The organism is Streptosporangium sp. LJ11, assembly GCF_051918945.1.
GTDB lineage: Bacteria > Actinomycetota > Actinomycetes > Streptosporangiales > Streptosporangiaceae > Streptosporangium.
This window is the reverse complement of the sequence record NZ_JBPXMB010000025.1, coordinates 84,809-97,632: the sequence shown is the minus strand read 5'-3', so window position 1 is coordinate 97,632 and position 12,824 is coordinate 84,809. Positions and strand designations below refer to the sequence as shown.

9 protein-coding genes are annotated in these 12,824 nt (G+C 72.5%); 3 read left to right on the top strand and 6 right to left on the bottom strand.

Annotation, left to right across the window (positions count from 1 at the left end; all coding sequences use genetic code 11):
• Window positions 1–17: 17 nt before the first annotated feature.
• From ACTOQ3_RS32250 to ACTOQ3_RS32240, 3 genes are all read right to left on the bottom strand, one after another.
• The gene (locus ACTOQ3_RS32250) at window positions 18–830 is read right to left on the bottom strand and encodes a neutral zinc metallopeptidase (protein WP_440087223.1); all 813 of its coding nucleotides are present in this window, start codon (window positions 828–830) and stop codon (window positions 18–20) included.
• 43 nt (window positions 831–873) lie between these two features.
• Window positions 874–1,620 (bottom strand): DALR anticodon-binding domain-containing protein, encoded by a 747-nt coding sequence (locus tag ACTOQ3_RS32245; RefSeq protein WP_440087222.1) that lies wholly within the window; start codon window positions 1,618–1,620, stop codon window positions 874–876.
• 107 nt (window positions 1,621–1,727) lie between these two features.
• Window positions 1,728–3,635: a hypothetical protein gene (locus ACTOQ3_RS32240; RefSeq protein WP_440087220.1), complete on the bottom strand. Its 1,908-nt coding sequence runs from the start codon at window positions 3,633–3,635 to the stop codon at window positions 1,728–1,730.
• A 71-nt stretch (window positions 3,636–3,706) separates the two neighbouring features.
• Between ACTOQ3_RS32240 and ACTOQ3_RS32235 the strand changes: the two genes are divergently transcribed.
• On the top strand, window positions 3,707–5,365 hold the full coding sequence (locus ACTOQ3_RS32235) for an asparagine synthetase B family protein (protein WP_440087219.1): 1,659 nt from the start codon (window positions 3,707–3,709) through the stop codon (window positions 5,363–5,365).
• Between the two features lie 583 nt (window positions 5,366–5,948).
• Window positions 5,949–7,670: a maltose alpha-D-glucosyltransferase gene (treS, locus tag ACTOQ3_RS32230; protein ID WP_440087218.1), complete on the top strand. Its 1,722-nt coding sequence runs from the start codon at window positions 5,949–5,951 to the stop codon at window positions 7,668–7,670.
• Window positions 7,671–7,715: 45 nt separating this feature from the next.
• On the opposite strand, the gene ACTOQ3_RS32225 is transcribed toward treS, so the two are convergent.
• From ACTOQ3_RS32225 to ACTOQ3_RS32215, 3 genes are all read right to left on the bottom strand, one after another.
• Window positions 7,716–9,995 carry an FtsX-like permease family protein gene (locus ACTOQ3_RS32225; protein ID WP_440087217.1) on the bottom strand — a complete coding sequence of 760 codons (2,280 nt, stop codon included), beginning with the start codon at window positions 9,993–9,995 and terminating at the stop codon, window positions 7,716–7,718.
• A gap of 100 nt (window positions 9,996–10,095) precedes the next feature.
• A complete protein-coding gene (locus ACTOQ3_RS32220; RefSeq protein ID WP_440087216.1) occupies window positions 10,096–10,848 on the bottom strand; it encodes an ABC transporter ATP-binding protein in 753 nt (250 codons plus the stop codon).
• Window positions 10,845–11,351 carry a PadR family transcriptional regulator gene (locus tag ACTOQ3_RS32215; protein WP_440087215.1) on the bottom strand — a complete coding sequence of 169 codons (507 nt, stop codon included), beginning with the start codon at window positions 11,349–11,351 and terminating at the stop codon, window positions 10,845–10,847. Before ACTOQ3_RS32215 ends, ACTOQ3_RS32220 begins: the two co-directional genes overlap by 4 nt.
• Window positions 11,352–11,479: 128 nt before the next feature.
• Here ACTOQ3_RS32215 and ACTOQ3_RS32210 point away from each other — a divergent pair, with 128 nt between their 5' ends.
• On the top strand, window positions 11,480–12,751 hold the full coding sequence (locus tag ACTOQ3_RS32210) for an ABC transporter substrate-binding protein (RefSeq protein ID WP_440087214.1): 1,272 nt from the start codon (window positions 11,480–11,482) through the stop codon (window positions 12,749–12,751).
• Window positions 12,752–12,824: the final 73 nt, after the last annotated feature.

Here is a 12,824-nt window from a genome sequence, read left to right as displayed (position 1 = left end):
GGGAGACCCGGGCGAGCCTAGGAGACCGACTCGGCGGGAGCCGCCCAGGTGTTGCAGGACCCCACGGTGCCGCCCTCCTGGCCACGCCGCATCCACTCGGCGCTGCTGGCCCCCGAGCCGTGCGACTGCCGGTAGCCGGCCTCGACGCCCTCGTCGGCGCCGGAACCGCGCCCGGCGAGACGGCGCAGGCTCTCCAGCCGGCGCGGCGCGGCGGCGCGCAGCGTCACCGCGGCCAGGCAGTCCGCCTGCAGTTCGAGCCGCCGCGACCACGCCTCGTCGAAGGCCTCCGAGCCTCTGCGGTCGGCGATCCCGCTGACCTCCTGGACGTGGTGGGCGTACTCGTGCGCGAGCGTGAACATCATCGGGAAGGCCCGCTCACCCTCGACCAGCACGTTGACGACGCGCGGCTCGGGACAGTAGATCCCGGCCCAGTCGTAGTCGTCGATCCCGCACGCGGCCTCCTCGGGGGCGTCGACCAGCCGCACCTCCTCCGGCGGCTCGTAGTCGATGCCCGCCCGCGCCAGGGTGGCCGCCCACATCCGGTCCAGGCACCCGCCGAGGGCCTCCAGCGACGTCGTGAGGTCGGCGTCGAGGTCCCGGGGAAGCGTGCCGCAACGGCCGTCGACCGGCCGGGTCTCCTGGTAGAGGCGATGCGTCGCCGCGGCCGAGCGGGACGAGCCCGGGGCGGTCCCGAGGAGTTCCCTGAGGTCTCCGCCCAGATAGGCGAGCCCGCCGAGGACGACGGCGAAGGCGAGCAGGGTCGGCAGCACCCGCCGGACCATCCCGGATCGGCGCGGCTCGCGCGCCTCCCAGTCCCGGGGCCCGGCCATTCACCTCTCCCCTGATCTCTTTAAGCTTCTTTGGGAGGGTCTATCACAATCTGTCGGGCGCCGTCTCGCCAAGTGCCGCCAACGCCTCGGCCAGCACGTCCCGCACGGCCCGCGCCAGGCGCACCCGGGCGGCGTGCAGCTCCGACGGCTCCTCGTCCCCCGAGGGAAGCGCGGCGGCCCCCTCGAACGCGTCGTGGTAGGCCAGGGCCAGCTGCTCGGCGTAGGCGGCCCACCCCGGGTCCCGGCTCACCCGCCTGCCGTGCACCTCGGCCAGCAGCCTGAGCACCGCCCGGTCCCTGCGGTCCTCCAGCAGCTCGGGCCTGAAGTCCCCGCCGACGCCGAGTTCCGCGGCCCAGCGCTGTACGGCGACCGCCCGCGCGTGCGCGTACCTGACGACGAACCCGGGGTTGGCCCACGTCCTGGGCAGGTCCTCCCACGGGGACCCGGCCGCGCCCGCGACCCCGCCCGCGACCCCGCCCGCGACTCCGCCCGCGACTCCGCCCGCGCCGATGACCCCGGCCGCGCCCGTGCTCCCGCCCGTGACGGCGGGAGCGTCCGCGCCGATCTCCGTGACCAGCTCGCCGGGCACCGCCACCACGATCTCCAGGAAACCGCCGGGCCGCACCCGGACGGCCGTGATCCCCGGCAGCGCGCGGAGCCGGCCGGCCGTCTCCTCGGGGTCCTCGCCCCGGCGCAGCGCGGCCGGGGAGACGTAGAGCGCCTCCCCGGCCCACGTCCCCCTGGGGATCGGTGGCAGGCCGAGGACCTCGCCGAGCGCGCCGGGCGTCATCCCGGCAGCCTAACGACCCCCGGACGGCCCGCGCTCGGACCGGGGCGTGCGGGCCGGCCGGGCCGTCCGCCGCCGTCACGGCGAAGAACGCGCACCCGAGGACGCGCTCAGATCAGGGCGTGCGGGTCGGCCGGGCCGTAGTCGACGAGCTGGGCCGAGCCGAGCAGCCAGCGGTCACGGTCGCGGAGGCAGACGTATCCGAAGCGGTCGGCGGAGAAGACCTTGATCCCGTCCGCGCGGCACTGGCGCATCAGCACGTCGGCCCAGTTGTCCGAGACGTCGGCGAAGCCGATGCCCCGCAGGACCGCGCGGCGGGCCAGCAGGGTGGCCCCCGCCACGTCGGGCAGGTAGGAGTACTCCGCCGAGGGCTGGCGCAGCACGGTCGCCGCGACGTCGCGCAGGTGGGCGTAGTAGGCCGCCTTGCCCACGATGTCGGCGTTGGCGAACAGGAAGGCCCGGCTGAGATCGGACAGGTAGTGCTCGCCGTACCGGTCGCGGGCGTCCATCACCGCCACCAGGTCGCCCTGGCACAGGTCGAGGGCGCGGTTGAGCAGGCCGCCCGTGGTCAGCTCGGTGTCGGAGCGGCGCACCGCGACGTCCACCCCGTCGGGCATCGCCTCGCGGGCCCGGACGACGGCGTCCGGGGCGTCCGACAGCAGCACCAGCTGGACGACGCCCTTCTGCGGCGCGACCTGGGCCAGCGCGTAGTCGAGGTCGCCCCGGTCGATCATGATCACCGAGATGTTCAGGGTGGCCCTGCCGCTGGGCAGGCCGATCGCGTCCAGCAGGTCGTCGACCTTGTCGGTCATCGTGCCCGAGGCGTACGCCTGGCGGAGCGCCAGGTGGGCGCGGCGCGGGTCGGGCTCGGTGCCGATGGGGGTGCCGCAGGCGGCCAGCTCGGCCATCCGCCAGGGTTCCGTGCCCGGCGGGCAGTCGACCGCGACGGGCCAGCGGTAGGAGGTGAGCACGTCCGGGTACGACAGGTGCCCGGGAAGCAGCTCCTCCAGCGAGAGCACCCGCCCGAACCGGTCCCCGGCCAGCGGCAGCGGGTTGTGCACGCGCGGCTGGACGGCGAAGGGCAGGATTCCCAGCGAGGGCGCCCGGCGTCCCTGCTCGGGCTCCTGGGCCGCCAGCGCGGCGCCCCACGGTCCCACGGACCTGGGCAGCGCGGTCACCACGTGCTCGAACAACCTGGCCGCGGCGACGAACTCGCCGGGCTCACCCTCGGTGTGCCAGAAGACGGTGCGGATGCCCCGCTCCGCGCACCAGGCCAGCAGGGACCGCAGCCCCTGGTCGGGACTGCGCAGCTCCGCGGCCCACGGCCCCTCGGTCACCGACTCGACCAGCAGCAGGTGCGGGACCTCGGCGGCCAGCACCCGGGCGAAGTCCCTCGGCGTGAAGCCGGTGGTCTGGCGCCACTCGTAGCGCAGCAGCGCCTCGCCGTGCGGCGCGGCGATCACGGCCGCGGTCAGGTGCGGGCGGGTGTTCGGGCCGGTCGGCACGCGGTACGGCTTGAGCTTCACCGACCTGCCGCCGACGGTCCTGACGGAGCTGGTGGCCTGGAAGGACGCCCCGGGGACGGGCGCCTTGTCCCCCGCCTTGCGCGGCACCGGCTGGCGCTTGGGAGCGGTCGGGCGCTTGGCCGGCTTGGCCGCCCCGCGCAGGCCGCGCGCCAGCCGCACCGGGTTGCTCTTACCCGTCTTGATCGCGTCACCCAGCCGCGACCAGCGGGCCACCTGCACCGAGGAGAGCTTCCACCTGGCGACCTCGGCCTGGTAGCGCTGCTCCGCCAGGTCCTTGCGGAGCTTCTCCTCGGCCGCGTTCGCGGCCTCCAGCCGCTCCTCGGTCTCGCTCAGGAGTTCCTTCACCCCGCGCAGTTCCTCGGCCGCACGCTCCGCATCGGCGATCTTTGCCTGTGCCGCGTCAAGCAGGCGGGCCAGCTCGGAAGCCCTCTCCGCGTGCGCCACCGCCTCCCGCAACGCCTGTCGTGTGCTTTCGAGTTGCTCGCCCGCCACGCCGTCCTCCGTTTCGTGAGCCGGGCGAAAGGATACCCTTTGGTCAATCGCGACACAGAGGAGTCAGCACGGTGCAGTGGCCGACGTTCAATGTGAGGCCGTACGTCTGCGGTGGCATCGGGCACCTCGACGAGGCCGTCCTGGAGACGCTGCGCGGGGCCGGGCCGCGGGTCAGGCCGGCCGTCCAGGCCGGGAACGCGGCCCTGTTCAGCTCCTCCCCGCTGCCTCCCTACCAGCGGGACGAGCGCACCTGGGCCTTCGCCTGGGGGGAGCGCAAACCCGGCGGGGCGGCCCCGTGGATCACCGTGGCGGAGACCTACGAGACGCCCGGCCTGATCGACGACGGCGAGCGGATCACGCTGCACGCCGGAGGTCTCGGCCTCGTCGACGTCTACTACCTGTCCCACGGCGGGGCTGTCTACTTCTCCTCGCTGCTGGAACCGCTGCTCTCCCTGGCGCGCACGCCGTACGAGATCAACTGGGACGCCTGGGCCTCGATCATCCAGATGACCTTCCCGCTGCGCGACGACACCCCGTACACGCAGGTGAGACGGCTGCCGGGGGCGAGCGCGCTGGTCTTCGACCGGGCGGCGGGCCGGGTCGGCGTCGAGCGGATGCTGCCCAGGTGGCTGCGCGAGGAGCCCTACGAGGCGGGCCGGACCGCCGGGGAGATCCTGGAGATCCTGCACGAGGTCTACAAGGAGTTCGACGGGCGCCCGCTGCTGGTGCCGGTCAGCGGCGGCTACGACTCGCGGCTGCTGTGCTCGGTGGCGGTGGCGCGCGGGGCCGACGTGGAGTCGTGGACGACCAGCCCCGACGACGGCACCGACACCGACATCGTCTTCGCCAAGGCGATCACCCGCGAGCTGGGCGTGCGCCACCGGGTGATCCCCCAGGACGCCGCCGCCTACCCCGACGACGCGCTGGCCGCGGCGCGGCGGCTGGAGTTCCTCACGCCGCACCACGCCTGGTACACCCCGTTCGCCCGCGAGGTGCACCGGGCGGGACGCACCCTGGTCGACGGGCTGGCCGGGGGGCCGCTGCTGAAGAACTTCATGGTCAGCGGGGCCGCGCTGGACGCCTCCACGCAGGCCGAGCGCAAGGCCGCGCTGCTCGGCTCGCTGACGCTGGGCTCCCCGTCCGTGCCGTTCCTGTCGGAGGAGGCCGAGGCCTGGATTACCGACAGCGTCGGGCACGCCTTCACCCAGTCGACCGCCATGCTCAACGGCCACCGGGCGGAGCTGCCGCTGTCGGTCCTGCACACCAGGACCGCGCGGGGCATCGCCCGCTCGCCGGTCAACCTGGTCGGCCCCGAGGCCTCGTTCGCGGCGCCGTTCATCCACCCCGCCTTCTTCGACGCGGCGCTCTCGGTCGGCGTGCACCGCAAGGACCAGGGGCGCTTCTACCGCGAGATCCTGTACGCGGCCAACCCCCGCGTGGCCGCGCTGCCCTCCACCAACGTGGTCAAGCAGCCGCTCCAGCGGGTCCCGCTCCGCTCGGCCGCCGCGCCCGCCAGGGAGTACGGGCACCGGATGCTCAGCCGGGTCGCCGGCACCGTGCCCTCGCTGCTGTCGGAGCAGCTCCACGCCGTGATCGCCGAGGGTCCCGACGGGCTGGCGCGGTTCAACGGCTGGAACGACCGCTTCTGGGTACGCGGCCTGGTGCTGTTCGGCGCCTGGCTCGGCGACTACCGGGACGACCTCCCCGACCTCACCCCTCCCTGGGCCTGACCCACCCGCCCCGGACCCACCCCCTTTTCCCCTTCTCCAGGCCCGGCTCACCCCGCCCCGGACCCACCCCTGCCCGGGCCCGACCCACCCCGCCCCGGGCTCGGCCCGGCCCCTGTGACCCACCCGCCGGACCCCTATGACGTGGTCCGGCGGAGCCTCGCGACGCCTCCGGGGGCCGGGTCTGGAACCCCTGAACCGGGGGCCGGCCCGTACTCTCTCCGGGCACCGCGCGTACGGGCCTGACCTGCGGGCACAGCACGAGACCGTTCTTTCGGGGCGTCCCATGTTTCGCCTGTGAAAACGGTGAGCGACGCCACGATTACGCGGCCTCGACGCGATGCGCGCGGCGATTCCGTGGGGCGGTGGCGACGTCCCACGCCAAGGGGGGTTCCACGGCGTCGGACGGCTGGTAGTGTTCGGCCCAGAAAGCGCCACAAGGGACGGCACAGAATCACAAATTCGGTCCGCCCGAGAGCATGGAGCTCGTGGGGATGACGGCTCCCGCCGGCGCGGTCACCAAACATCATCAGCCGGAGCATCCGGTGACTTCGTCCTGCCCTCCATCACCGTGAGCGAGAACACGATGACCCCATCCCCCCTCCCCTCCCCTTCCCAAGAGTCCGTGGCCGAGGACTTCGTCTCGGCGGACCCCCAGTGGTACAAGCGTGCGGTCTTCTACGAGGTCCTGGTCCGCGGGTTCAAGGACTCCAACGGCGACGGCACCGGCGACCTGCGCGGCCTCATCGAGAAGCTGGACTACGTCGAGTGGCTCGGCGTCGACTGCCTGTGGCTGCTCCCGCTGTACGAGTCTCCCCTGCGTGACGGCGGATACGACATCTCCGACTACATGAAGATCCTGCCGGACTTCGGCGACCTCGGAGACTTCGTGGAGCTGATCGAGTCGGCGCACAAGCGGGGCCTGCGCATCATCACCGACCTGGTGATGAACCACACCAGCGACAGACACCCCTGGTTCCAGGCGTCCCGGCACGACCCCGAGGGTCCGTACGGCGACTTCTACGTCTGGTCCGACGACCCGGCCGGGTACCCCGACGCGCCGATCATCTTCGTCGGCGCCGAGGAGTCCAACTGGACCTACGACCCGGTCCGCAAGCAGTACTACTGGCACCGCTTCTTCCACCACCAGCCCGACCTGAACTACGAGAACCCGGCGGTCCAGGAGGCCATGCTGGAGGTCCTGCGGTTCTGGCTGGACCTGGGCATCGACGGCTTCAGGCTCGACGCGGTGCCCTACCTCTTCGAGCGCGAGGGCACCGACTGCTCCGGCCTGCCGGAGACCCACGCGTACCTGAAGAAGGTCCGCGCCGAGGTCGACCGCCTCTACCCGGACCGGGTGCTGCTCGCCGAGGCCAACGGCTGGCCCGAGGACGTGGTCGAGTACTTCGGCGACCCCTCGGTCGGCGGCGACGAGTGCCACATGGCCTTCCACTTCCCGCTCATGCCGCGCATCTTCATGGGGGTGCGGCAGGGCAGCCGCGAGCCGATCTCCGAGATCATGTCGCGGACGCCGAAGCTTCCCGACAGCGGCCAGTGGGGCATCTTCCTGCGGAACCACGACGAGCTGACGCTCGAGACGGTCACCGAGGAGGAGCGCGACTACATGCACGCCGAGTACGCCAAGGACCCGCGCATGCGGGCCTACCTCGGCATCCGGCGCCGTCTCGCCCCGCTGCTGGAGAACGACCGCGACCAGATCGAGCTGTTCACCGCGCTGCTGCTGTCGCTGCCCGGCTCCCCGGTCATGTACTACGGCGACGAGATCGGCATGGGCGACAACATCTGGCTGGAGGACCGCGACGCGGTCCGCACCCCGATGCAGTGGAGCCCCGACCGCAACGCGGGCTTCTCCAAGGCCGACCCCGGGCGCCTGTACCTGCCCGTCGTCATGGACCCGATCCACGGCTACCAGGCGATCAACGTGGAGGCGCAGCAGAAGAACCCCGCGTCGCTGCTGCACTTCACCAGGAACATGCTGGCCATCCGCCGTGACCACCAGGTCTTCGGCACCGGTGTCTACAACGAGCTGTGGTCCAGCAACCAGGCGGTGCTCAGCTTCGTCCGCGAGGACGGCGACGACCTGATGCTGTGCGTCAACAACCTGTCGAAGTACCCGCAGCCGGTCGAGCTCGACCTGCGCCGCTTCGCGGGCATGATCCCGGTCGAGGCCAGGGGCGGGGTGCGGTTCCCCCCCGTGGGCACCCTGCCGTACCTGCTGACCCTGCCCGGCCACGGCTTCTACTGGTTCTCGCTCAAGAACGCCGACATCCCCGGCGTCGAGGGCTGAGCCCCTCCTGAGAGGGAGCGCCCCGGGACGGCCACCGTCCCGGGGCTATCGCGCGGTGACCGGGACCTGGGCGCGGGCCGCGCGCCCGGCCGGGATCAGCGTCACCAGCAGGGCGGTCCCGACCGCGACGAGCATCGCGACGGCGAGCGTCAGGGCCGAGGGCGTACGGCCGATCCCCGCCCCGACGCCGCTGGTGTGCCCCTGCAGGTCGATCAGCCCGCCGGCCAGCGAGGCACCGGCCGCGGCGCCCGCGACCACGCCCAGCACGATCAGCAGACCGGTCCCGGTGACCAGGGTGGCGGCCACCTGCCGGGGCGTGAGACCCATGGCCTTGAGCACCGCCAGGTCGAAGGCGTGGTCCCGCAGGCCCAGCGCGCTCGCCGTCAGGAGGTTGGCCAGGCCGAGCAGGGCGAGCACGACGATCAGCGCCACGATCACCACGCGGATGATCGCGAGCCGTTCCGCCGGGTTGACCACCCGCTGCACCTCCAGGGCCTCGCCCGAGGCGATCAGCAGCCGCGCCCTGACCTCCGCCGGGTCGGCCCCCGGCCTGAGCACCAGGCTGTAGAACTGCGGCGGCACCGCGTCCTTGGCCGCGAGGCTGTCGATGCCGAAGGAGAGCACCTCGCCGTCCTGGTCGGGCTCCACCACCCGGCCCACGAGGTGCACGATCAGCGGGGTGCCGCCGACGGTGAGCCGGACCCGGTCCCCGATCTTCACGTCCAGCAGGTCGAGCAGCCCCTGCCCGGCGACGGCCTCGCCCCTGGCGGCGTACATCCGCCCCTCGACGACCGAGAAGGGGTACGGCTCGGCGGAGGTTCCGGCGGCGCGGGCCAGCACGCTCCTGGTCTGCTCGGGCTCCAGCGCGGGCACCTCGGTGCCGGGGTAGACGGTGAGCACCCCCGGATCGGCCCTCGCGATCCGCAGGGCGTCGTCGGCCGGGAGCTTGTCCGGGCGCACGGTGAGCGCCGCCGCCTGGCCGACCCGCTCGGGGTGGCGCAGGAAGTCGTCCAGGGTGGCCCAGCAGCCGAGCCCGATGGTGATCATCATCATCGGGACCGCGACGCCGAAGATGCTCAGGAACGCCGGCGCGCGCCGGGTGAAGGCGTCGCGGGTGCCCAGGACCAGGGCCGGAGGCAGCCGTACGAGCAGCGCCAGGCGCGCCAGCCGCGACAGGTGCCCCCTGGGCGGCGCCGCGGGGGCCGCGGGAACGGGCGGGGTGCGGCCGCCCCGCCAGGCGGGCAGGGCCACCGCCACCAGGACCACGGCGGCGGTGCCGCCGGCGATGGCGAGCAGCGGGACCGGGGAGAGCGGCAGGATCGGAACCCCGTCCAGGACGAACGAGGCGGCGACCTGGCCGCAGACCAGCCCGATGACGATGCCGAGCAGCCCGAGCGCCCCGTGCTCGGCCATGAGCACGCCGAAGACCTGGCCCCGGGTGTAGCCGAGGGACTTGAGGGTGGCGATGTCGCGCGTCTGGCTCAGCACCCGGCCGCCCACCGCGTTGGCGATGGCGAGCGCGGCGGCGACCAGCCCGGTGATCCCGAACAGCGCGAGCAGCAGGCCGAGCAGCCGGTTGTCCAGCTCCATCGAGGCGCGGACCTCGCGCCAGGTGGACATCCGCTGGATCTGCCCCTCCAGGAGGGTGACGGCGCCGTGGACGGCGGGCAGCGTGGCCTCGCCGTCGGACAGGCGCAGCCCGGTGACCGACTCGCTGCGGCCCAGCGCGGGCTCGACCCTGGCCAGGACGGGCGCGAGCGTCCAGGCCAGGCCGGGCGTCCACTCGGGGTAGAAACCCTGGTCGGCGGTGTCGGCCAGGCCGACCACGACGAGCGGGTGGGTGGCGCCGTTGAGCGCGGTCACCGGGAAGGTGCCGCCCACCCGCAGGCTGAGCGCCCTGGCGAAGGAGCGCTCGACGACCACGCCGTCGGTGTCGCCGGGGCGCAGCGGGCGCCCCTCGCGGATCAGGGGGACGGCGACCCGCGGCGGCGTCGCGGACATCTCCCTCAGCGCGACCGGTGACTTCTTCCCGTCCAGCGTGAGGGTGACCGGGGCCGACCGGTAGGGTCCGGCGACCTGGACCACGCCCGGGAGTCTCGACAGCGCGGTCCGGTCGGGGGCGTCCTTGGTGTGTATCCACACGTGCGCGCCCCTGGACTCGGCGAACAGCCCGCGCCACGGGTTGGTGCCGTCCTCCAGCAGGGTCGCGGAGGTGATCAGCGCGGTGACGATCCCGGCCACGGCCAGCACCGTCAGCAGCGCCTGGACCCTGCGGGCCCTGAGGTCGGCCCGGATCCACCTGACGGAGGCGCGTACGGTGCTCACCGCGACGCTCCCCGCACGGCTCGTGAAACCCGTGAGGCCCGCGCGGCCGCGGGCCGGGGAATTCGCGCGGTCGCGGGCGGGGAAGGCAGGAAGCGCACCGTCAGCCTCTCAGCTCGACGACGTCGCCCGCGCTGCCCTTGGGACGGCGGCGGGCCAGCCCGGCGCCGCCGTCGTCGACGATCTGGCCGTCCAGGAGGGAGACCACCCGGTCGGCCAGGCTGGCCACCCTGGCGTCGTGGGTGACCAGGATGACGGCCTGGCCCTCGCGGTGGACCTCGCCGAGCAGGCGCAGGACGTCGCGGGTGTTGCGGCTGTCGAGGTTCCCGGTGGGCTCGTCGGCGAGCAGCAGGCTCGGTTCGTTGGCCAGCGCGCGGGCCAGCGCGACCCGCTGCTGCTCGCCCCCGGCGAGCTGGGAGGGGGCGGCGTCGGCGCGGGCGGTCAGGCCGAGCTCGCCGAGGAGGTACTCGCGGCGCCGGCGGGCCTCGCGCGTGGAGGCGCCGGCCAGCAGCGCGGGCAGCTCGACGTTGTCGGCCACCGTCATGTTGGCGACGAGGTTGAAGAACTGGAAGACGAAACCGATCTTCCGGCGGCGCAGCAGCGCCCAGGCGCTCTCGTTGAGCGTGTCGGCCCGCTGCCCGTCGAGCCAGATCTCGCCGCTGGTCCTGGCCTCGAGGCCGCCGATCATGTGGACCAGGGTGGACTTGCCGGAGCCGGACGGGCCCATGACCGCCACGAACTCCCCCGGGCTCACCCGCAGGTCGACCCCCCGCACCGCGGGCACCGGAATCCCGCCGTCCTGGTAGATCTTGACGAGGTTGACGGTTTCGACCACGGGAACCACGGGAGACGTCAACTCAGCTCCTCCTGGCAGCGTTCGAGCCAGTCGAGGTCGGCCTGGAGGTGCAGCATGGCCCCCTCGACCAGCAGGAGCGCGACGCGGTTGTCCGGGTCGGTCCGCTCGGCGAGCTCGTTGAGGTCACGCATGAGTCCGAGGTAGTGACGGCGCTGGCGGTTGATCATCGCCATCCTGTCGGCGATGCCGGTCATCGGGGCCAGCACGAGTTTCATGAAGAACTCGTCCCGGACCCTGGGCCCCTCGGTGGGCTCGTCCACCCACGTGTCGAGGATCTCGCGGCCGGCGGCCGTCAGATAGTAGACCTTCTTGTTCGGCCGGTTGGACTGCTCGACGTCCACGGCACGCACCAGGCCGTCCTTCTCCAGACGGCCGAGCGTGACGTAGATCTGCCCGATGTTCGGTGAAGGGTAGGCGCTGCCGAAGATCTGTTCAAGTGCCTGTTTGAGCTCGTAGCCGTGGGCAGGTTCCTTCGCGAGGAGCGCCAGCAGCGTCAGCCGCACGCCCCACCTCCTCGGAGAGCTCGTTACGTGAGCGTTACGGGGTTATCCGTTGACGGTGATGTTATCGCTATGCATAACATGCATGCATCTACCTAACACGTATGTAACCAACTGGAAACCGGGAGGTCATGGTGCGCCGACTCATCCCCGTCGCGCTCACCGTGCTTCTCGGGCTTCTCGGGGCGGGGTGTTCGGCGGCCGGCGAGCGGGAGGGCGAACGGTTCGGCGGGACCGGTCCGTTCACCCTGGTGATCGGACGCCCCGCGACCGCCTACCTGCAGCCGCTGCTCGACCGGTGGAACCAGACCCACCCCGGGGAGCGGGCGACCCTGCTCGAACTCCCCGAGGCGGCCGACGAGCAGCGGGCCCAGATGGTCGCCAACCTCCAGGCCAGAAGCGACCGGTACGACGTGATCGGGCTGGACGTGATCTGGACCGCCGAGTTCGCCGAGGCCGGCTGGATCCTGCCGCTGGAGCGCGCGATGTTCCCGCTCGGCCGGTTCCTGCCGCCGGTCGTCGACACGGCGGTCTACCGGGGCAAGCTCTGGGCGGTCCCGTACACCAGCAACGCCGGCCTCCTCTACTACCGCAAGGACCTGCTGGCCAAGGAGGGCTTCAGGCCGCCGAGGACCTGGGAGGAACTGCGCGCCCAGGCGCGCGTCCTGCACGACAAGTACGGCATCGGCGGCTACGCGGGGCAGTTCCTGGCCTACGAGGGCCTGACCGTGAACTTCGCCGAGGCCGTGCAGTCGGCGGGCGGGCAGATCCTCAGCCCGGACGGCACCAAGGTGACCATGGACGTGGCCAGGGCGAAGGCCGGCCTGGACTTCCTGGTGGACGGGTTCCGGGAGGGGTGGATCCCGCAGGAGTCGCTCTCCTTCAAGGAGGACGAGGCGCAGCTCGCCTTCGAGGAGGGGCGGCTGGCCTTCGCCCGCAACTGGCCGCACGCCTACGGACCGGCCACCACCTCGGCGGTCGCCCGCAAGTTCGGGGTGACCCGGCTGCCAGGTCTCGACGGCCCCGGCACCGGCTCGCTCGGCGGCTACAACCTCGCGGTGAGCGCCTTCTCCAAGCGGCAGAAGTCGGCCACCGAGTTCATCCGCTACTTCACCAGCCTGGAGAACCAGCGGCGGGTGCTCGCCGACGGCTCGTTCCCGCCCGTGTGGGCCGAGCTGTACGACGACCCCGGCCTGATCAAGCGTTTTCCCTACCTGCCGGTCCTGAAGCAGAGCATTCTCTCCGCCCGGCCCAGGCCCGCCAGCGCCAACTACGACCAGGTGAGTCTGGTGATCGCCAGCGCGGTCTCCAACGCCCTCACACCGCCCTTCACCGAGCACGACAGCGAGGACGTCGTCTCCTCCATGAAGGGCCAACTCGAAGAGATCATCCGGGCTCAATGACGCCGGGCCGGCCCCCGGCACAAGCCGTCATCCCCATTTCGGCTGCTTGTTCGTCCCATATATCGCTCCATTG

Coding starts and splice junctions, on each gene's coding strand:
- ACTOQ3_RS32210 (WP_440087214.1), top strand. CDS start 11,480: ATGGTGCGCCGACTCATCCCCGTCGCGCTCACCGTGCTTCTCGGGCTT.
- ACTOQ3_RS32250 (WP_440087223.1), bottom strand. CDS start 830: ATGGCCGGGCCCCGGGACTGGGAGGCGCGCGAGCCGCGCCGATCCGGG.
- treS (WP_440087218.1), top strand. CDS start 5,949: ATGACCCCATCCCCCCTCCCCTCCCCTTCCCAAGAGTCCGTGGCCGAG.
- ACTOQ3_RS32245 (WP_440087222.1), bottom strand. CDS start 1,620: ATGACGCCCGGCGCGCTCGGCGAGGTCCTCGGCCTGCCACCGATCCCC.